Origin of the sequence: Aliivibrio sp. SR45-2 (assembly GCF_963890165.1) — a bacterium.
GTDB lineage: Bacteria > Pseudomonadota > Gammaproteobacteria > Enterobacterales > Vibrionaceae > Aliivibrio > Aliivibrio salmonicida.
This window is the reverse complement of record NZ_CAWPRC010000077.1, coordinates 1-20,901: the sequence shown is the minus strand read 5'-3', so window position 1 is coordinate 20,901 and position 20,901 is coordinate 1. Positions and strand designations below refer to the sequence as shown.

Annotated in this window: 25 protein-coding genes; 11 read left to right on the top strand and 14 right to left on the bottom strand. The window is 38.5% G+C overall.

From position 1 onward, the window contains the following. Positions 1-62 precede the first annotated feature (62 nt). Positions 63-239 carry a trimethylamine N-oxide reductase system protein TorE gene (gene torE / locus AACV33_RS03545; protein WP_012552063.1) on the bottom strand — a complete coding sequence of 59 codons (177 nt, stop codon included), beginning with the start codon at positions 237-239 and terminating at the stop codon, positions 63-65. 330 nt (positions 240-569) lie between these two features. Continuing rightward, complete coding sequence (locus tag AACV33_RS03540) at positions 570-878, bottom strand: cysteine-rich CWC family protein (RefSeq protein ID WP_182699874.1); 309 nt, start codon at positions 876-878, stop codon at positions 570-572. A 117-nt stretch (positions 879-995) separates the two neighbouring features. Here AACV33_RS03540 and AACV33_RS03535 point away from each other — a divergent pair, with 117 nt between their 5' ends. Both AACV33_RS03535 and AACV33_RS03530 read left to right on the top strand, forming a co-directional pair. Further along, on the top strand, positions 996-1,514 hold the full coding sequence (locus AACV33_RS03535) for a DUF2058 domain-containing protein (protein ID WP_182699873.1): 519 nt from the start codon (positions 996-998) through the stop codon (positions 1,512-1,514). 4 nt (positions 1,515-1,518) lie between these two features. After that, positions 1,519-1,707 (top strand): DUF2986 domain-containing protein, encoded by a 189-nt coding sequence (locus tag AACV33_RS03530; RefSeq protein ID WP_017021866.1) that lies wholly within the window; start codon positions 1,519-1,521, stop codon positions 1,705-1,707. A 65-nt stretch (positions 1,708-1,772) separates the two neighbouring features. Here AACV33_RS03530 and yjjG read toward each other — a convergent pair whose 3' ends face one another. From yjjG to AACV33_RS03505, 5 genes are read right to left on the bottom strand one after another with little or no spacing between them, the layout of a single operon-like run. Then, positions 1,773-2,453, bottom strand: coding sequence for a pyrimidine 5'-nucleotidase (gene yjjG, locus AACV33_RS03525; protein ID WP_182699872.1), 681 nt, complete (start codon positions 2,451-2,453; stop codon positions 1,773-1,775). 37 nt (positions 2,454-2,490) lie between these two features. Beyond that, positions 2,491-3,582 (bottom strand): molybdenum ABC transporter ATP-binding protein ModC, encoded by a 1,092-nt coding sequence (modC, locus tag AACV33_RS03520; protein WP_017021868.1) that lies wholly within the window; start codon positions 3,580-3,582, stop codon positions 2,491-2,493. A gap of 1 nt (position 3,583) precedes the next feature. Then, positions 3,584-4,273 carry a molybdate ABC transporter permease subunit gene (gene modB, locus AACV33_RS03515; RefSeq protein WP_012552069.1) on the bottom strand — a complete coding sequence of 230 codons (690 nt, stop codon included), beginning with the start codon at positions 4,271-4,273 and terminating at the stop codon, positions 3,584-3,586. Further along, positions 4,273-5,007, bottom strand: coding sequence for a molybdate ABC transporter substrate-binding protein (modA, locus tag AACV33_RS03510; protein WP_017021869.1), 735 nt, complete (start codon positions 5,005-5,007; stop codon positions 4,273-4,275). The genes modB and modA overlap by 1 nt, the downstream gene beginning before the upstream one ends. Before the next feature lie 12 nt (positions 5,008-5,019). Further along, positions 5,020-6,507, bottom strand: coding sequence for a cobyric acid synthase (locus AACV33_RS03505; protein ID WP_026469680.1), 1,488 nt, complete (start codon positions 6,505-6,507; stop codon positions 5,020-5,022). Positions 6,508-6,742: 235 nt separating this feature from the next. Here AACV33_RS03505 and AACV33_RS03500 point away from each other — a divergent pair, with 235 nt between their 5' ends. From AACV33_RS03500 to AACV33_RS03485, 4 genes are all read left to right on the top strand, one after another. Continuing rightward, complete coding sequence (locus AACV33_RS03500) at positions 6,743-7,120, top strand: YgiW/YdeI family stress tolerance OB fold protein (protein WP_017021871.1); 378 nt, start codon at positions 6,743-6,745, stop codon at positions 7,118-7,120. 82 nt (positions 7,121-7,202) lie between these two features. Then, entirely contained in the window at positions 7,203-7,742 is a 540-nt protein-coding gene (locus AACV33_RS03495) for a hypothetical protein (protein ID WP_012552073.1), read from the top strand. Positions 7,743-8,018: 276 nt separating this feature from the next. Next, positions 8,019-9,437, top strand: a complete 1,419-nt coding sequence (locus AACV33_RS03490) for a lytic transglycosylase F (protein WP_182699871.1) — start codon at positions 8,019-8,021, stop codon at positions 9,435-9,437. Positions 9,438-9,554: 117 nt separating this feature from the next. Beyond that, entirely contained in the window at positions 9,555-10,973 is a 1,419-nt protein-coding gene (locus AACV33_RS03485) for a lytic transglycosylase F (RefSeq protein WP_012552075.1), read from the top strand. A gap of 111 nt (positions 10,974-11,084) precedes the next feature. Here the strand turns inward: AACV33_RS03485 and AACV33_RS03480 are convergent, their stop codons facing one another. The 4 genes from AACV33_RS03480 to nrdD form a co-directional block, all read right to left on the bottom strand. Further along, positions 11,085-11,753, bottom strand: a complete 669-nt coding sequence (locus AACV33_RS03480; protein WP_017021873.1) for an ATP-dependent zinc protease family protein — start codon at positions 11,751-11,753, stop codon at positions 11,085-11,087. Positions 11,754-11,823: 70 nt separating this feature from the next. Continuing rightward, positions 11,824-13,011: an amino acid aminotransferase gene (locus tag AACV33_RS03475; RefSeq protein WP_182699870.1), complete on the bottom strand. Its 1,188-nt coding sequence runs from the start codon at positions 13,009-13,011 to the stop codon at positions 11,824-11,826. 90 nt (positions 13,012-13,101) lie between these two features. Further along, a complete protein-coding gene (gene nrdG, locus AACV33_RS03470) occupies positions 13,102-13,572 on the bottom strand; it encodes an anaerobic ribonucleoside-triphosphate reductase-activating protein (RefSeq protein WP_182699869.1) in 471 nt (156 codons plus the stop codon). Beyond that, a complete protein-coding gene (gene nrdD, locus AACV33_RS03465) occupies positions 13,572-15,692 on the bottom strand; it encodes an anaerobic ribonucleoside-triphosphate reductase (protein ID WP_182699868.1) in 2,121 nt (706 codons plus the stop codon). Before nrdD ends, nrdG begins: the two co-directional genes overlap by 1 nt. Positions 15,693-15,932: 240 nt before the next feature. On the opposite strand from nrdD, the gene AACV33_RS03460 reads away from it, so the two are divergent. Further along, on the top strand, positions 15,933-16,820 hold the full coding sequence (locus AACV33_RS03460) for an endonuclease/exonuclease/phosphatase family protein (protein WP_255458530.1): 888 nt from the start codon (positions 15,933-15,935) through the stop codon (positions 16,818-16,820). Between the two features lie 81 nt (positions 16,821-16,901). On the opposite strand, the gene AACV33_RS03455 is transcribed toward AACV33_RS03460, so the two are convergent. Then, the gene (locus AACV33_RS03455; protein ID WP_012552081.1) at positions 16,902-17,087 is read right to left on the bottom strand and encodes a hypothetical protein; all 186 of its coding nucleotides are present in this window, start codon (positions 17,085-17,087) and stop codon (positions 16,902-16,904) included. Positions 17,088-17,182: 95 nt separating this feature from the next. After that, positions 17,183-17,743, bottom strand: a complete 561-nt coding sequence (locus tag AACV33_RS03450) for a DNA-3-methyladenine glycosylase I (RefSeq protein WP_182699866.1) — start codon at positions 17,741-17,743, stop codon at positions 17,183-17,185. A 119-nt stretch (positions 17,744-17,862) separates the two neighbouring features. Here AACV33_RS03450 and AACV33_RS03445 point away from each other — a divergent pair, with 119 nt between their 5' ends. From AACV33_RS03445 to AACV33_RS03430, 4 genes are all read left to right on the top strand, one after another. After that, positions 17,863-18,303 (top strand): hypothetical protein, encoded by a 441-nt coding sequence (locus AACV33_RS03445; protein WP_182699865.1) that lies wholly within the window; start codon positions 17,863-17,865, stop codon positions 18,301-18,303. Next, the gene (locus AACV33_RS03440) at positions 18,300-18,866 is read left to right on the top strand and encodes an SCO family protein (protein WP_182699864.1); all 567 of its coding nucleotides are present in this window, start codon (positions 18,300-18,302) and stop codon (positions 18,864-18,866) included. Before AACV33_RS03445 ends, AACV33_RS03440 begins: the two co-directional genes overlap by 4 nt. Before the next feature lie 53 nt (positions 18,867-18,919). Continuing rightward, on the top strand, positions 18,920-19,366 hold the full coding sequence (locus AACV33_RS03435; RefSeq protein WP_017021883.1) for a copper chaperone PCu(A)C: 447 nt from the start codon (positions 18,920-18,922) through the stop codon (positions 19,364-19,366). A 101-nt stretch (positions 19,367-19,467) separates the two neighbouring features. Next, a complete protein-coding gene (locus AACV33_RS03430; protein ID WP_065609561.1) occupies positions 19,468-20,364 on the top strand; it encodes a DMT family transporter in 897 nt (298 codons plus the stop codon). A gap of 258 nt (positions 20,365-20,622) precedes the next feature. On the opposite strand, the gene AACV33_RS03425 is transcribed toward AACV33_RS03430, so the two are convergent. Then, a partial coding sequence (locus AACV33_RS03425) for a hypothetical protein (protein WP_220488588.1) occupies positions 20,623-20,901 on the bottom strand: 279 nt, incomplete at its 5' end.

The window sequence follows — 20,901 nt, the reverse complement described above, 5'->3', positions numbered from 1 at the left end:
ATTGCTTCTCTTTTTATATAATTCTAATTTGTTGTAGCGGCTGCATTCTTAAAAATTGAGAATTAACCGCCGTGACCTGGCATACCAAAAAACAGCGCCTGTGCTATCCACACAGAGAAACCGTACGCACCAACCACACCCACACTTAGAATTGGGAAAAGAACAACTGTGATGAAGAGAAAAGCTTTCCATTCAGAAGAACGTTCAGCTCCATCGTTTTGCTTTACTGCATTGCTCATAATTTTTATTCCTAGTTATTTTTCTACTTTATAAATATAGAAAATGTTAACAAGTTGTCGAACTTATTTGCTGTAGATTTTAATCCCTCACAAATAGTGCTTCAATTAATTTTTTACGATAACTCCTTTTAAACACAACTTTTTTGCGCTCATCCAGAGATGTATTAAATTGAAAAGTTATATGAATCAATGTTAATAGTTGTGACAAATTAATTTTATGTAATAATTGTTAAACTTGTTAAATACCACTAAGGAGTAGGTCAAATAATCAACGTCGATAATTGACCCATATCAATAAACTTCAACTATTTATAGAGTAGCACGTAAATATCACGCTATAGGCTTCTTTGCTAAACAATGTTGGCATAAACAAGCAGAATTCTCAGAAACGATGCCTACATCTCGTGTTTCTAGATCAAAACACCAACACGTTTCCTTTCCCATTTTGATATCACATTGAGCCGGTTTTTGGCATTCAGGGCACTCATGAGAAGACGATTTACCCGACAATCGATCCATCACTTTATCTCGTTTTTCATCTGTCATTGATTTCCATTCAATAATTTCAGTGATGGTGCGTTTGCAGCCAATACAGATACCGCCTTCATTTTTACAGGCTGCTATACAAGGTGTTTTCATTACTTTATCTCTCTTTACATCAACTAGGAGGGTGCTTATTTAACACGGTATCTTTTAATCCCATACGACTCATGGGATAATAATAAGAATTATACAAATTAATCATTAGGAACAATTATGGCGCTAAGCTTACAAGAGCAAATGCTAAAAGCTGGGTTAGTGAACCGAAACAAAGTAGCAAAAGCAAAGAAAGCTTCAAAAAAATCTCGTGTTCAAAATCGTGAAGCAAAAGCGGCGGTTGAATTAAACAAAGCTGCTCAAGCTGAAAAAGACAAAGAATTGAGCGCACAACACAAAGCAGAGAAAGACCAGAAAGAATTACTTGCTCAAATCAAACAACTTATCTCAGCAAATAAACTGGATCGCACACACGGTGATATCGGTTATAACTTTACTGATGGCGTACTCGTCAAAAAAATGTACGTTGATAAAACAATGCAAACTCAGCTTGTTGCTGGTCGCTTAGCAATTGTTCATTTTAATGAAGATTACGAAGTCGTTCCCGCTGGCGTTGCCGATAAGATTACTCTGCGCGATAAATCTGTTGTTGTACTTAACAACGTAATAGCGGAAGATGCGCAAGATGAAGACGACCCATACGCTGAGTTCGTTATTCCTGATGATTTAATGTGGTAATACAATGAGCCGTAAAAATAAGATTAAAGAAACGCTATTAAAAAAACACCGTAGAACTCAAACAAAAAATAGCCGTGCGCACAATAAGCCAAAATACATCTGTAAAGCAGATCGTGAAAAAATGGCTCTTGAAGCAGAACAAGCAGCGGTAGAAACAGAAAACACAGAACAAGTAACACCGTCAGAAGAGTAATTTCCTCCTGATACAAAAAAGCCTCATCGTTTATGATAAACGATGAGGCTTTTTTAATAACTAAATTAAGCGCTTTCTAAAATAGTTTGTAATGCTACCAGTGAACCCACAGTATAGGTTGGCTCTACGCCTTCAGGACACGTTTTACCGGCTTCATTTAACCAACATGTGTCAATACCTGCATTCATGCCACCAAGCACGTCTGAATCAGGGTTATCTCCAACCATAAGTATCGCGGATAAATCCACCTCCCCCATCATCGAAAAAGTATGTTCAAAAATGCGTTTATCTGGTTTTGCGATTCCGACTTGCTCTGAAATAATGATCAACTCAAAATAATGACTAAATTCCGTTTTCTCTAAGCGGATCTTCTGTAATTCCGTAAATCCATTCGTAATAATACCCATTTTCACATTGCTCTCTAACAATGAATCAAGCAACTCTCTAGCGCCATCTAATGGCGTACAGATCTCGGCCATTGCCATCATAAACGCGCTATTCATTGCTTTTGGCGTAACACCTACTTTTTTAGCCCACCCTTCAAATCGTGTTTCTTGGAGTTGCAAAGCCGTAATTTCGTTGTCTTGATATTGTACCCACAGCGGTTTATTTACCAATTGATATTCAATAAATTGTTCTTTCCCAAACTCAACTCCATAACCTAAAAACATGCGTTGTAAACCTGCAAAGGCATCAAAATGAAACAAGGTTTCATCGGCATCAAATAATATCCATTGGTATTTCACATTCATATCCTTAATGTAGCTTATACTTTAAAAGCAGTTACTTAGAGCATAAGTCTGACTGAGTCACACTCACACCTTTAATTTGTGCAAACCATTTCTGTCCAATTTCTAACGCTAAATCATCACAGGCCCAAGCGGTAATATTTGCCCATAAAACATGCCCAACCAAATCAAGTTTGACGGCAACACTGTCATTTTCTCGGTCTTTTTCAATCGCGACAACGGTAACCGGTAGAATATTACGAATAGAACTGCTGCAGGGTTCGGTTTTAATTAAAGAAACGTCATTTGCTCGAATCCGTAATCGAATATGCTGATCTAGCACAACAGAAGCGTCTGTTTTTTTAACCCAAATCCCTTGTCGATCTGACAGCTGCACAAAACTCATCGAATACGTTTCATGGTGATGAGCAACAATACCTTCTAACAATGTTGATTGCTCGGACATACTAACCCAAGGGCGCATCTCTTGTGAGCTCCACACTGAGGTAATGTCTCCTGATAAACTGACCTTTCCATCATTTAACAGCACCATGTGATCCGCTAAACGAAGTATTTCATCAAGACTGTGTGTGACATAAATAATAGGGATCTTGATCTCTTTCGCCAAGCGTTCTAAATATGGCATCACTTCACGTTTTCTAGGGAGATCCAATGACGCTAACGGTTCATCCATGACTAATAAATCTGGCTCAGATAAAATGGCTCGACCAATGGCAACGCGTTGCTTTTCTCCCCCCGACAAGGAATGGGGGTGACGATCTAACAAAGGCTCAATATCAAGCAAGCTCACCACATCATCAAAACGAGCCGTTCTCTTGCCATTACATCCATAGAGTAAATTCCCCTCAACTTTGTAATGTGGGAATAAACGTGCATCTTGAAACACATACCCAATATGTCGACGTTCTGGCGGTACCGAAATCTTCTTATCTGAATCAAATAGTAAAGAACTATTAAGAGAAATTCGCCCTGAATCTGGGGACGTTAATCCACTGATTAAATTCGCAAGTGATGATTTTCCGGCACCCGAACGACCAAATATCGCACTTATTCCAGAAGATGGCAGCGACAATTGAACGTTTAAATCCAAATCACCCAATTGCTTTTGAATATCAATGACTAACATATTAACCCATCAACCTTTTTTTACTGGCTCGTGCTAACCATTCAGACAGCAATAATGAAATTAACGCAACAACAATAGAGATCACGCACAATCGTGCTGCTTCCATTTCTGCCCCGGGGATCTCTATGTAGCTGAACATTGCTAATGGAAGCGTTCTTGTCTCCCCTTCGATATTTGAAACAAAACTGATGGTCGCACCAAATTCACCTAAACTGCGCGCAAAGGCTAGCACGGCACCAGTTAAAATCCCCGGCAACATTAAGGGTAAAGTGATGGTGGTAAATACTTTGCAGCGTGATGCCCCCAAAGTACGGGCTGCCTGTTCTAATTTTTGATCAACCGACTCTAACGCTAATCGAATCGCTCGTACCATCAATGGCAACGCCACAATAGCAGAGGCCAATGCAGCCCCTTTCCAATTAAAGCTAAAACTTAATCCAAACAGTTCATATAACCATTTGCCTATAATGCCTTGTCGCCCCATTGAGATCAGTAACAAATACCCAATCACCACTGGTGGCAACACTAACGGTAAATGGATTAATCCATCTAATATGGCTTTGCCTTTAAACTCACATCGAGCTAACAACCAAGCCAGTAATATTCCAATAGGCAAAGAAAAGCTGACCGCAATGCCCGCGATCTTTAAACTCAGTAATAAAGCCTCTACTTCATAATCCGTTAATATCATTAAATTGTTGTAAATCCATAAGCTGTAAAGGTCATTTTGGCTTTCTCAGAAAGTAAGTATTGATAAAAATTCATTACTTGATCTGATTTTTTATCTTTTACTATCGCCATCGGGTACACGATAGGATCATGAGAATCAGCAGGGAACTCTTCGACAATCGTTACGCCTTTTGATAATAATGCATCTGTCTTATACACAATGCCTAACGGCGCTTCATCACGCTCCACAAATAAAAGAGCCGAACGCACATTATTACCTGATGCTATGCGTTTATTTACCTCAGCCCAACGATGTTGATTCTCTAAACTTTGCTTACCATAAATACCTGCGGGTACATGCCTTGGATCTGCCATTGAAAGGCGCAGATCTTTTTGATCAATAAACCACTGCCAAGCGTTTTCTTTTGGTGTGCTTTTCGATGCAATTAACACTAGGCTATTTTTTAACAGATCAACCTTTGTTTCCGCTTCAATTTGATCCTGTTCGATCAAATAGTCCATCCACTTCGTATTGGCTGATAAGTAAATATCCGCGGGTGCGCCGTTCGCTATTTGTCGCGCTAACGAAGACGACCCTGCGTAACTCACTCTGACTTTTTCACCGGTTTCCTTCTGATAAGAAGACACGATATCATCCATTACATTGGTTAACGATGATGCTGCATATACTGTCACATTGGCAGATACTGACAACGAACTCATCAATAATGCAAAAAATACAAAAATTCGAGACATAATAATTCCTTCTTAATACGCTGCTTTCTTTTCAAACAAACTTGGCCAAAGTTGTGATAAATCCAAACTTTCTTCAATAGAAGCTGCAATACGCTCAATCGCCTCTTCTTGAATTTCTTTCATATCAATGGCTTTACTTTCTTTCAAGCCAGCCCAAGACATAATGGCTTCAAAAGCTTCTGGTTCATCAAAGATACCGTGTAAATAAGTCCCAAATATAGACCCTTCATGATTTAAAGCTCCGTCATACCTTACAATGCTTTCACTATTAATGATCACAGGAAGATGAGCTCCGGCAGTATGTATACTGACGCCGGCATGGATCTCATACCCTTTCACTTTTGCTGATGATTGATTTGGAAGATGCAACTCCCCTTCAACTAAGGTTAGCTGCTTTTGTTTTTTAAGCTCGGTGGATATTGCCAAATGCCCTAATCCAGCAATTAATGAAGGTTCGCCTTCGATTCCTAGCGGATCAGAAAGCTGCTCTCCTAGCATTTGATAACCACCACAAATTCCCATTACTTTGCCACCAAAGCGAAGGTGTCTTTCAATATCTTTATCCCACCCTTGAGATCTAAGGTAATTCAAATCGGCCTGAACCGACTTACTACCAGGAAGAATAATAAAGTCAGCGCCAGACAGCGATTGTCCTTTACCTACAAATTGAAGATCGATATCTGGATGCAAACGCAATGAATCAAAATCGGTGTGATTGCTGATACGAGTAACCACTGGCACCTTAACCACAAATTGGCCTTTCTCTTGTTGCTCACTCTTAATGGCGTCTTCCGCCTCTAAGTTTAATCCGTGTAAATAAGGGATAACACCGAGTACAGGTTTGCCTGTTTTTTCTTCTAGCCATTCAAGACCGGGAACAAGCAAGGAAATATCACCACGAAAGCGATTAATGACAAACCCTTTGACTCGTGCTTGTTCAGATTCAGACAATAACGCCAATGTGCCATAAAGATGGGCGAACACACCACCACGGTCAATGTCAGCAACGATGATCACAGGAACATCAGCGGCTTCTGCAAACCCCATATTTGCAATGTCATTTTCACGCAGGTTTATTTCCGCGGGACTTCCCGCCCCTTCAACCACAACACATTGATAATGGTCATTCAGGTAAGCGAAAGACTCTAGAACATAAGGCATGGCAAGTTTTTTGTAATCTTGAAACCCCCACGCATCCATCGTTTCAATGGCTTTTCCTTGAACAATGACTTGAGCGCCAATGTCGGTGTTCGGCTTCAATAAGATAGGATTCATATGAACATGTGGTTTTACTCTAGCAGCATCCGCTTGCAGTGCTTGAGCTCGGCCAATTTCACCACCATCTTCCGTTACTGCACTGTTAAGTGCCATATTCTGAGGTTTAAAAGGGGCAACTTGAATCCCTTTATTAGAAAGTACTCGGCATAACCCTGCCACTAAGACTGTTTTACCAGCATCAGAAGTCGTTCCTTGAACCATTAACGGAGCAAAAGTGTTCATAATTCCATCTAATTTCGTATATATCAGGTTGATGATATTAGCATTTTTAACAACACAGAGGCTAGGTTCTACTGAAGTTTCACCTGATATGAATAAAGATAAAATAGATGAATAGAATATGAATGCCTTCCTCACTATAGATTCAGGCAACCTTTGCTTTAATAGCCCTATCGAAACAACAACGCATAAGACTCTGCATTTCAGAGTCATCACATTATCGTATTAAGGGTTTATTATGAAAAAGACAATCATTGCAATTACAGCCGCTCTAATCTTATCTCCAACCATCGCTCTGGCTGACAATGGCGACCATAACAATAAACACGCTCAATTAAACTACACTGGCCCAGTAACAACAACGACGGTCGCTGAGTTATTAAAAGACACGAGCATGTTCGCAGAGCAAGACGCAACCATTGATGGACGTATCGTTCGCCATATTCGTAAAGACAAATACGTATTCTCAGATGGTACGACTGAAATTCAAATCGAAATTGATGACGACATTTCATTACCAACGGCGATTAATGAAACGACTAAAGTCCGCATTTTTGGTGAATATGAAGGTGGAAGTACCCCTGAGATTGAAGTAGATCGCCTACAAACCCTATAAATCGAATAACAAATCGATAACTTGGCCTGCATTTTGCAGGCTTTTCTATAAGTGAATTTTATGGAAACTAGGCTACCAAGTTATGACACCGATAAAAACAATCAATAAAATATGGCTTTTAACTGCAGCACTTTCTTCTTCAACTGCGCTAGCAAATAATTTTCCTTACAGCTTTTTTGAAGCTCGTATAGGAACAAGTCCAGGTACTTTCGGTGCTCAAATAAATCAGCAATTTACTGAAAACGCTCACCTTGTCGGAAAAATAGACACCGAATTTGAAGGCGATTGGGACATCAGTGGTGGTATTGGTTTCAACGGTCCAATAAACCAATTCGCAGACATCTATGGTCAACTATTACTTCATAATGTAAAAGACAAATCAAGTGATAAATTTGGTGATGAAATGCTAACCGAAGTAAATATTGGTTTTCGTATGTGGTTAGTACAGCAAATTGAAGTCGGCGCTCAATACGGTCAACTTTTTAATAGTGACATAACAAAAGATGTAGGTAGCGTGCACTTCCGTTTTCATTCAACGGATCAACTTTCTGTCGGTACTGAAGCTAAATTTGGTGGGATCTATGGCAGTCAAATAATGATGACGGCACGATTTACGTTCTAAATAACACGATATTAACTTACGATTTTATTCCCTAAAGAGCCAGTTGTATTTATACCACTGGCTTTTTACTTATTCACAACACCAATAAATAAAAACAAAGCAATAACTAAACTCGTCATGAAAACTTCATTAAAATCAAAAGTTAAACACTCTTACTAAATAACCGATTAACTAATAGTCTCAAATGTAATACCGCCTAAAAACAACAAACTTACCTCTTGTTATTAACAGTAATGAAACATAGCGTGTACCTATATTGTTATTTGGAATTCCGCTATGAATCAATTTCGTCCCCTTATTTTTGCTTTGTTATTATTACCAAGCGTAGTTCAATCTATTGAGCTAGCGCCGATTAGTCATTCATCTTATCTTGGTGATTACAACGAATTAGAAAAAAAAGGGGTCATTCGGATATTAGTCTCTGTTGAAGTTGGTTTTTACCAAGTCAGTGATGGTAAGCCGATTGGCATTATTTCGGAATTTCTTTCGCACTTTGAACAAGCATTAAAAAAACAAAATCGTCACATGCGCATACGCATTATCCCAGTAGCTCAAGATGATCTGATCCGCTCTCTTGAATCAGGTATTGGAGACATTGCTGTTGGGCACTTAGCGGTGACCAAAAATCGCCTAAAGCATATTGATTTCAGTACTCCCACCATTAAAGACAGTGCCGAATGGCTTATCACTTCAAAAGAAGAAGCGCCTATTGAAACCATTTATGATCTTTCAGGAAGAGAGATCTGGGTAAAAGGCAGTTCCAGTTATTTTGAAACCCTACAAAACCTAAATAACCAATTAGCCAGAGAGCATTATTCTCCAATGGATGTTCATTTTTTAGAAGAGTCTCTTGGAGAGAATGAAATACTCGAAATGGTAGAAAATAAATTGCTTCCTGCCACCGTCATTGAAAATTATCGAGCACTGTTATGGAAAAAGATCATTCCTAACATTAAATACCATGATGAATTTCCCCTAAAAGAAGATATCAATATTGCATGGGCAATGCGAAAAGACAGCCCACAGCTGTCAAAAGTAGTGAATCAATACATTACAAAAATCAAAAAAGGCTCATTCTTAGGGAATCTTATTTATAAAAAATACCTTAATGATGACCGATGGTTAGCAAAAATCTTACGATCTGACAATATCGATAGACTAAACCAGTTTTCAGGATTATTTAAACAATATTCAGACATGTACAATCTCGACTGGTTATTAACTTCGGCGCTTGCCTACCAAGAATCAAGATTAAACAACAATGTCATCTCTCATAAAGGTGCGGTTGGTATTATGCAAGTGTTGCCAACAACGGCACAAGATCGCAATGTTCGCATTAATGATATCAATCTATTAGAAAATAACATTCACGCAGGGATAAAATACCTTAGCTTTGTGCATAAACGTTATTTTGATAAGCCTGAAATTTCCCCTGATAATCAGCTCTATTTTTCTCTTGCGGCTTATAATGCAGGACCTGCAAACATAAGGCGCATTAGAAACATGGCTAGAATAAATGGATATAATCCAAACGTTTGGTTCAATAACGTTGAATTGATGGCAATGAAATACATCAGTAAAGAGCCCGTGCACTATGTGTCAAACATCAGCCGTTATTACGTCATTTATAAGCAAATAACACAATTAGAAGAACATAAAAAACAGCGTAATGTGTCGACCTCTTCTTTCTTTTAATCTCCTTATCAGCGTTAATATCCAGAGAATGTGAGTGTTATACCCGTATAAAAATCTTGAATTATCTTCATTTTCACTTTAACTTGTTAGTATGTTGTTAAAAAATGGCGTCGTAACATGGATAGTTTACGTAGATTTATATGGGTATTATTATTTATACCCCAACTGGCTTTTTCTATTGAGTTATCCCCCATGACTCAAACTCCTTACGTTGGGGATTTAAAAGTATTAGAAAAAAAAGGCACCATTAGGGTACTTGTCTCTGCCGATCTTGGATTTTATTACATAGAAAAGGGACAACCTAAAGGTATTATTGCTGAATTCCTCCATCACTTTGAACTCCATTTACGAAAAAATAATATCAACGTGAATGTCCAAGTGATCCCTATTCCTAGAGACGATTTATTCAACGCGTTAGAAAGTGGGTTTGGCGATCTTGCCGTTGCCAATTTAACGATCACACCTCAACGTTTAAAATCGGTTGATTTCAGTGATCCTGTTATTAGCAACAGTAAAGAATGGTTAGTCGGTTCAAAAAGTGCGCCTGCCATTACCTCTTTTGAAGATCTCTCAGGCAAAGAAGTATGGGTTAGACCAAGCTCTAGCTACTTTGAAAGTTTACAAAGAATCAATAAGCAACTTTCAGCACAAGATATTCCACCTATCAGTGTTCAATTCCTAGAAGAAAACCTACAAGATTACGAACTGATGGAGATGCTTAACCAAGATATATTACCTATCACGGTGATTGACAGCCATAAATCACAATTATGGACTAAGGTGATGAAAAACATCACTATCTATGAAGATCTTCCAATCAGAACAAATGCAAATATTGGCTGGGCAATGCGCCAAAATAGCCCCCAATTAAAATCTGCTGTAAACAAATACGTAAGAACCATTCGTCAAGGCTCCTTCTTAGGTAACGTCATTTACAAGAAATACCTTGATAATACCAAGTGGCTAAAAAAAGCCCTTAACCCTGAAACCGTAACGCAATTTAAAAGTTTGGCGGTCTTGTTTGAACAATACGCCGACAAGTATGAATTTGATTGGTTAATGATCTCAGCTCAAGCGTATCAAGAATCCAAGTTCAATAACCGCCTCGTTTCTCATATGGGTGCCGTTGGTATTATGCAAGTACTGCCACAAACCGCAAAAGAACCGTATATCAATATCAAAAAATTTAGACAACTAGAGCATAATATTCACGCTGGTGTGAAATACATGAGTTTTGTACATAAACGCTATTTTTTGAAACCGGAGATCACTGAAGAAAATCAAATGTACTTTTCATTAGCGGCTTACAATGCAGGACCGGCGAATGTAAGAAAAATGCGAAGAATGGCGGTTAAACACGGGTATAACCCTAATGTTTGGTTTAATAATGTAGAAATCATGGCTCAGAAATACGTTAGCAAAGAGCCTGTTCATTATGTTGCCAATATCAGCCGTTATTACGTTATCTACAAACAAATATATAAGCTACAAGCCCATAGAGAGCAGCAGAATGCATCTAATTATAAGTTGTTCTAATCCACGATTATAATTACTAATTTAACCTCTATATTTAAAACATAAAAAAACGCCCAAAGACTAGATTTGGGCGTTTTTATTCATTACTTCGATGTAAGATAGATAAGCGATTTACTTAGCTAATTTTACTTTTGGCTGAATGAACTTTTTACTTACGTCAACAACAGCCACATCACGGAAGAAAGTTCGACCTAATAATACAGGGAACGTCATGTGCGTACGGTCATTAAGAGTAAACTCTGTCTTGGTTTCTAAATCGCCAATTTGTACCCATGCTTCAATCACTGGACGATCCGTTCGTTTCTCTGTACTTGATTGACGAATAGTTACGATACGAGCCACTGGTGATTCAAACTCTTTTGTCTCACCAGCACCATGAGCAAGTTTAAATTTAACCCAATCTTTTCCATCACGCTCAAACATTTCAATATCAACCGCTGAAATTGAAGACGTTGTAGCGCCTGTGTCAATTCGAGCTTTCGCGTTATGGTTAATCGCTTTGATGTACATCCACTCTTCTTCACCTAAAATCAGTTTGCCATCTGCTGTTTTCAGATTTGTCGCAACGGGTGGTTTAGGATCAACTTGTGGTTTTTGCTCAGGCTTTACCGCGGGCTTTGTTTCTGGTTTTACTGCCGGCTTAGTCTCTGGTGTTACTGGTTGCTCAACAACCGGCTTATCAGTCGTACCTGTTTCTGGTGTTGTCGTTGCTGTTGTCGACATACAACCAGCAAGTAGAATAGGTAAAAGTAACGTTGACCATTTTTTTGTTATCTTCATGCGTTTTCCTTTACTGTATTATCTGTAATGATTCATTCTATTAGTATAGTAACTATCTCAAAAATTTCTGTTACTTATTTGCAACAGAGGCAACGGATTTTGCAATATAATCAATATGCTGCTCTTGCATTCCTGCAATATTAATACGACCGTCCCCTACCGCATAAATTCCATGGTCAGATTTTAACTGTGCCATTTGATCGCCATTGAAGCCAATCACAGAAAACATGCCTTTATGTTGTTCAATAAAATCAAACTGAGTCGATTGCGTTTCATCACGCAGCGCTGCACAAAGATTCGAACGTAAACCAAGTAAACGTTTTTGCATCTCATCTAACTCGGTACGCCATGATAATGTTAATGCCGCATCGTTTAAGATTCGTCCCACAATGGCCGCACCGTGATCGGGTGGCATCGTGTACGTTGCTCGTGCCATTTGCAGTAATTTGGCTTTTGCATTCATCGCAATTTCAATACTGACAGCAATCACCATTGCTGCACCAGTGCGTTCACGGTACAAGCCAAAGTTTTTAGAACATGACGTCGCAATAAACATTTGAGGCACATGATCCGCCATAAAACGTAACCCGGCAGCATCAGATTCTAAGCCATCACCAAAACCTTGGTAGGCAATATCAACAAAAGGAATAAAGCCATTTTTCAACGCCAACTCAGTAATTGCTATCCAATCAGACAAACGTATATCCGCCCCTGTTGGGTTATGACAACAACCGTGCAGCAAGATGATGTCTTTAGGTCCAGCATTGGCTAAATCAGCCATCATAGCTTCGCTATCAACTTGTTTCGTTGCAGGGTTAAAATAAGAATAATGCTTAACCTTTAAGCCTGCGGCTTCCATTACCGGTTGATGGTTAATGTAACTTGGGTTACTTATCCAAACCGTAGCATCTGGTTCTGTTGATTTAATCAGATCGGCAATCATGCGCAATGCGCCACTGGCACCTGGCGTTTGAATAGCAGAAACACGCTCATAAGCAGACGTATCACGTAATAACAGATCAACCATGCTTTGGTTAAAAACTTCACAACCAGCGAGGCCAACGTACGCTTTTGTGGTTTGCTCAGCAGCGATAGCTTTCGCTGAATCACTCACCGCTTTCATGATTGGAGTATGGCCTTGATCGTTACGATAAACACCAATGCCAAGATCGACTTTGTTGTCGCGATCATCAGCACGGTATTCAATAGAGAGAGAAAGAATGGGATCTTTAGCAGGAGTCGCTATATTTTGCAGCATATTTTCATATCCTTATGATCTGTAATACATTTAAATTACCATTCAGATAGGAAAATATCACGGTTTATTGCTTAATTTTTTACTCTAATTTTACAAATCATTAAAATAATGAATGATTTGATTACTGCTTCCACGCCAATCTAATGATGGATCCGCTTTCTCTTGTTCAAATCGGCCATCGATTAACGTATCAACCAAATTCACAATCTCTTGCTGCGTTGGGTTAAGCTCGCTTAACGTATAACCTGTCCACATCCAAATGTCTTTATTCTCACATTCAGAGTTAACTCGTTTCACTAACTTAAGCACAGCCTCACAATTGGCAGGATGAAGAGGATCGCCACCTGACAGCGACAACCCTCGACGATGAATACGCGTATCATTCAAATCGGCAATGATCTTATCTTCCAATTGCTGACAAAATACATGACCTGAGTTTGGATTTAATGTGGACTTGTTATAGCACCCTTTGCAGTTGTGCTCACAACCAGAAACAAACAGGGTACAACGCGTACCCGGTCCGTTAATCACATCAATTGAATGATATACGTGATAATTCATTATAAGTGTTTCACTCGACGTTGAACTTCTTCTTGCTTACCGAAGTTAAATGGGCGTGCATCAGGGCTGCCTAAATAACCACATACTCGACGTGTTACTGACACTTTGGTTGAGTCATGATTGCCACATTTAGGACACGTAAAACCTTTACTTGTACATTCGAACTCACCCGTAAAACCACATTCGTAGCATTCATCAATGGGTGTGTTTGTTCCGTAATAAGGCACACGGCTGTAGCTGTAATCCCATACGTTTTCTAACGCTTCAATATTGCGTTGCATGTTAGGGAATTCACCGTAACAAATAAAACCACCGCTTGAGATCTCAGGGTATGGCATTTCAAAATCAATCTTATCGTATGGATTTACTACTTTTTGAACATCAAGGTGGAAACTGTTGGTGTAGTACCCTTTGTCTGTCACTTTATCGATAACACCAAACTGTGTGTTATCTAATTTACAGAAACGAGAACATAAGTTTTCACTTGGTGTGCCATAAAGACTAAAGCCAAAACCGGTTTCTTTTGTCCATACTTCGACTGCATCTTTTAGGTATTGAATAATTTCTAATGCTTTTGCTTGAAGCTCTGCGTTGTCATATAAATGTTCATCATTACCGAACAACGCTTCAATCGTTTCATGCACACCAATGTAACCCAGTGATACAGATGCACGGCCATTTTTAAAGATATTAATAATGTCATCATCTGGTTTCAGACGAACACCACACGCCCCTTCCATATAAAGGATAGGAGCAACACGAGCCTTCACACCTTCAAGACGAGAAATACGTGTTTCTAATGCACGACGACAAAGAAGTAGACGCTCATCAAGCAATTTGTAGAATGCCGTCACATCACCTTTCGCTTCAATCGCAACCCGAGGAAGGTTTAAGCTGATAACACCAATGTTATTACGGCCATCATGAATTTGTTCACCGTTTTCTTCATAAACGTCTAAGAAGCTGCGACACCCCATTGGCGTTTTGAATGACCCTGTCACTTCAACTACTTTGTCGTAGTTAAGAATGTCTGGGTACATACGTTTTGTAGCACATTCCAACGCAAGTTCTTTAATGTCGTAATGAGGATCCGATTTTTTATGGTTCAAACCATCACGAATAGCGAAGACTAATTTTGGGAATACCGCTGTTTTACGGTTTTTACCTAAACCAGCAATACGGTTCGCTAAAATAGAACGTTGAATTAATTTTGATTCCCAGCTTGTGCCTAAACCAAAACCAAACGTAACAAAAGGCGTTTGCCCATTCGCGGTATGTAATGTGTTTACTTCGTACTCAAGAGATTGGAATGCGTCATAACATTCTTTTTCTGTTTGTGCTTGAGCAAACGCTTCAGCATCCGCAATGTTCCATTTCTCAGCCAATTTCTTCGCTTTTTCGTAACTAACCGTTACATAAGGCGCAAGAATTTCATCAATACGGTTAATCGTAGTTCCACCGTAGATATGACTTGCAACTTGAGCAATGATTTGTGCGGTTACTGCTGTCGCTGTGGCAATCGATTTTGGTGTATCGATTTCCGCATTACCCATTTTAAAGCCACCTGTTAACATGCCTTTTAAGTCAATCAGCATACAGTTGAACATTGGGAAGAACGGGGCGTAATCTAGATCGTGGTAATGGATCTCGCCACGTTCATGCGCTTGAACAATATCACGCGGTAAAATATGACGTGTCGCATAGTGCTTAGCCACAATACCCGCCAGTAAATCACGCTGTGTTGGGATAACTTTGCCGTCTTTATTGGCGTTTTCATTCAATAATTCAGCATTACTTTGTTCAATCAGGCCGCTAATTTCTTTATTTAGCACACTGATTTTTTCACGAGCAATGTCACGGTCATGGCGATACTCAATATAGGCACGCGCTAACACTTTATGTGGTCCTTGCATTAATTCGTTTTCAACCAGATCTTGGATCTGACGAATACCCACTTCTTTTTGTCCCTGTAGAGCCACTTCAACGGCATGAGCCACTAGCTGAGCATAACTCTCAATTTCAGGCGTAACCTGCTCTGAAGCGCCTTTTACAGCGTCAATAATACGAGAATTCTCATAGGCTGCACGACTTCCATCTCGTTTGATTACAGTTATGTTCACAGTGGCTCCAAATACTAAATAGTGGGTGCATTAGACTCGCTAACACAAGATGTGGTGTATTAAGCTCGATCTACGAATAAAATACCTTGATCTAGATCAAGAGAAATCTGAGGGTGATTCTACTTTCACCACTGCTTTAATCTTGTTCTCAAATTCGTTGCAATGTATGAAAATGAAACATTTTTTTGTGTGCTATGCAGTAAGTTTTTGATTAAACTGCTTGCGATTTCTGGAGGACTTATGAATCAACGAATTACTCGCTTACTCAGTTTTTACATGCTTATTTTTAGCTCATTTTCAAGCTATGCTGTCACACTATCGACATGGAATATGGAATGGTTAACACTCAATCCATCTGAAAAATTTAAACCATCAGAAAGAAATGAATACGATTTTCAATCCTTAAATAATTATTTTATTAAATCAAGTAGCCAAATATTGGCCTTCCAAGAAGTCGATTCCGCTGAGGCGATTCAAAAAGTCGTGGGGAACGAGTATAAAATCTACTTATCCGATCGTTCATCTAACCCAAAAAAGAAGTTTAATGACATAAACCAATACACGGGTTTTGCCGTGCACAACTCAATTAGCGTGACTGACCCTGATGATTTTTCTCTGTTACCCAACAAGAAAACCAGCAAATTACGTTATGCGGCTTATATCATTGCAACCGTAAACGAAAAGCCTTTGCATTTACTTTCTGTTCATTTGAAATCAGGGTGTTTTGGTCAGAAAAAGAACAACTACGCCTGTTCTACTCTTGAACAACAAACAGAAGAAGTGATTGATTGGATAAATGAGCGAAACGAAAAGAAACAAGATTACTTAATTCTTGGGGACTTTAACCACACCTTAGCGCACCCAAGAAGTTGGGTGTGGAAAGAAATTCAAAAAGGCACACCACAAGACCCATACCTACTAACAGAAGACACCAAAGGTAGTTGCACCGTTAAACAATGGAAACGTAATTGGCCTAAATACACCACATTTACCCGCTTGATTGATCACGGCATTAGTAATCTTTCTCTTAAACAAGTCGAAGTAGAGCAATTACTGTATGACCAAAATGACGTTAAAAAATTCCAACTCACCGATCACTGCCCTATTATATTTAAAATAAAAGATTAGCAGACACAAAAAAGGAGCGTAAATTACGCTCCTTTTTAATATCAAATACACCGTTTATTCATGGTAATCATGAGAAAGAGATTAAATTTTAATGTCGATACTCTTCTTAATGCGTTTATCTTTTGTTATTCGACGCTCAAAAAGAACAGATTTTGTTGGGTAATTTCTTCTTTCTTCCTTTTCTCGTCGCTCTTCTTGATACGTGCCATTAATATCCACGGTTTCGATAATATTTGCATCCGTGTCTTCTATCATCTTATTCGTCATAATCTCTCCTTGATTACCTACGTAGTACACTTACTTTACGCTTATTCTAAATACGGTATCGGCCAACAACTAGTCAACTTAACAGTAACTTAAAATTAACCTTTGTAGCAAGGGCAACTGACAAGATGATCATCGATTACACCTGTCGCCTGTAAAAAAGCGTAACAGATGGTCGAACCAATAAATTTAAAACCACGTTTCTTTAGATCTTTACTTAATTTATCAGATAACTCAGTGGTGGCTGGCACATCAGCCATTGTTTCCCACTTATTTATCATTGGTTTGCCATCAACGTAAGACCACAAATAGTCAGAAAAACTGCCAAACTCTTGCTGTATCTTAATAAAGGCCTGAGCATTGGTGATCACCGAATTAATTTTTAAGCGATGACGAACAATACGAGCGTCTAGCATTAACGCTTCGACTTTATCTTGATCATATTTAACGATTTTTTGAACATCAAAACCATCAAACAGCAAACGGTAGTCTTCCCGTTTTTTTAAAATAGTAGACCAACTTAATCCCGCTTGCGCACCTTCTAAAATTAAAGATTCAAACAATTGTTGATCAGAGTGAACAGGAACACCCCATTCATTATCATGATATTCTCTATCTAAATCAGAAACTTCAGCCCACTGGCAACGTTTTTTATCCATAGCCTACTTATCCTTTTTACTAAATTTTAACGATGATCACACTCCAACAACCAGTACACTGCCCTGTATTGTTGCTATGCTACTATTATCATACTTTTATTTGATAAATTTATTTGTATATGAACATAGCCTCTTCAGCAATGAAAGTCATTGCCGTGTTACTTTTATTTGGTGTTGGATTTTTTTTCACCGATATAAAAGACGCTCTTATTTCTTATTCGGCACAAACCGTTCAAATTGAAGAGACGTGTAAGCTCTCAAGCTTGCCTTGTACAAAAAATGGCATCGACATCGAATTAGAAAAAGACGTACTTACGCCTTTAAAACCGAGCTCTATTACTGTGAATTGGCCGAACTTAAATACAGACAACCTCATCGTTTCTTTGAAGGGGCATGAAATGGAAATGGGCAATCCTATTTTTAAATTATCAAAAAATGAAAACCACCAATTTAATGGCACTATTTTACTTCCAATTTGCACCCAAAACAGCATGACATGGGTAGGTACCATCAGTGATGGAACCACCTCAGTCTCTATTTCATTAAAGGCCGTCCAATGAAAAAACTCTTATTAATAATAGCAATTATACTCATTGGTTTCGGAGCAAAACAAGCCTATTTAGCGTATTCAACTGACGATAACGCACTGTATGGTATAGAAAATAAACCCGTTGATCTTTTTGATCTAGACGATCCCCGTGTTCGTATCGTCTATTTTGGTTTTACTCGCTGCCCTGATGTCTGCCCAACTTCATTAGCGATGCTCTCTGGCGCATTAAATCAAATCGATCCAGAAACATTACAAACATTAAGACCTGTCTTTGTGACTCTTGATCCAGAAAGAGACAGTCCTGAACATTCAGCAGAATACGCACATTATTTTCATTCTTCAATTGAAGGCGTTTCAGGATCAGTCGATGCAATCAATGAATTAGCAAGACGCTACAGTGTCATCTTTCATAAGACCGAGTTAAAAGACTCAGCATTAAAATATACGATTGATCACTCCTCGTATTTCTACTTTCTAAAACCAGATGGTTCATTAATACGTAAAGTGCCTCACACTATATCGCCAGATCCCATAGTGGAAGCGATTCAGTCTCTTTCATTGCCAGCAAACTAAGCAACACACTTAATGACAAAATAATAAAAATCATACTTTAAAGGAATAACATCATGAAAAAATCACTTTTTGCTCTTAGTGCACTACTTCTTAGCACAGGCGCTTTTGCTCAAAGCCAATTAATTATCGAAAACCCATACGCACGAGCAACACCACCAAACGCAACAAACAGCGCCATTTTCATGACCATTAAAAATACAGGTGATGCGACGAGAACCTTAGTATCAGCAACCACCTCAGCAGCAAAGAAAGTAGAATTGCACACAGTGATTAAAACCGACGGCATGATGAAAATGCGAGAAGTAGATACGATTGAAATCCCTAAAGATCAAGAAGTCATGCTAAAACCAGGTGGCCTGCATATAATGCTATTTGATTTGGCTCAACCTCTAAAAGAAAGTGACTTTATTGATGTGACACTTAACTTTGCTGATGGCGATAAAGAAGTATTTAAAGCACCAGTAAAGAAAGTAATGGCAGGAATGAAGCACAAAATGTAATCGTGTCTTATTAGTAAATCAAGGTGTCCGATTAGAGATATATATAAACAATTCGACCTGTCACACTGCATCTCATTACCTCCTGATGAGATGCAGCTCACATGTATTACTTATTACCGCTACTTACCGTCATCATTTGGGGCGGAAATTCCATCATTAATAAAATGGCAGCATCAGCTATTGAGCCAAGTGCCATGAGTTTTTATCGTTGGGCTTTTGCAATGCTTCTGTTAACGCCATTTTGCTTGCCTTCGATTATTAAATCTCGCCATGTGATACGCCCTTATCTCTCTAAGCTGGCTTTTTTAGCCTTACTTGGCATGGTCATCAACCAATCATTAGGCTACTACGCAGGATTAACCACCACAGCATCGAATATGTCATTAATCATTTCTTTAGTGCCACTCATCAGTGTTTTTCTTAGTGTGCCGTTGCTGGGAAAACGCATATCCGCATTAAGTATTGTTGGTGCAGTAATTTCGTTAGCCGGCTTAACGTTTATGCTTGGTCATGGTGATGTGACTTTCTTTTTGCATCAACCGATCACTCAAGGCGATGGTTTAATGGTAATAGCAGCATTCACTTATGCAGCCTATTGCGTATTACTGAAACGTTGGAAAATGCCTATCACTAACTGGCAGATGATTTATATGCAAGGCATGTTTGCTGTCGCCATGCTAATGCCGTTATGGCTAACCAGTGACAATTTATTACCACCGAAAGAATCTATCCCACTGATTATGTACGCCTCTATTGCGGCTTCTATTGCTGCCCCTTGGATGTGGGTTAAAGCCATTGATGTCATTGGTGCCGAATCTAGCGCGATGTTCATGAATTTAATGCCAGTTGTAGCCGTTTCTCTTGCAGCTGTTTTATTAGGTGAGAAAATTGAAAGTTATCACTTAATGGGTGGATTAATGGTGATTTCTGGGGTTATTTTGGCTCAGATAAAAACTAAGAAAGCCAAAAAAGAAGCAGAAGTGCTCCTTAAAGTCTAGCAAGGTCACCGCAGTAAATTCGATAAAACAAGCCGACTATGATAAGTCGGCTTTTTTGTTAAATCCGTTATACTCTAAAATATATTTTTCGTCACCATAAAAATAAGGCTCTACTTGAAAAAGAGTATCCTTAGACGATTGTTCACAACGTCCTAAGACTAACCCTGATATTTCTTTTTCATTATGTATGCCTTTAAATAAACAGTAAATAAACATAATATTTTAATTATTTTTATACTTATCTTGCTTACCCGCATTTTATTTAACATATTTATAATTTACTTTATCATAGAAAAGTTTATTTTTTTCTATAATTGTATTAGTTCGATACTTCATAGTTAGTTCTATATATGGTTTACAATTAATTATATTATAATCATTTCTAAGTTTTACTAAAACATTCCAACCAATAGTATATTCAGGGCAATTACCACTAGCATTAAATTCCTTATCATTTAGATCAACTATAATTATACTCATAGGTTCGTTTAAAAGAGCGTTTTTATATACAGGAACCTTTTTATAAATATCTATTCT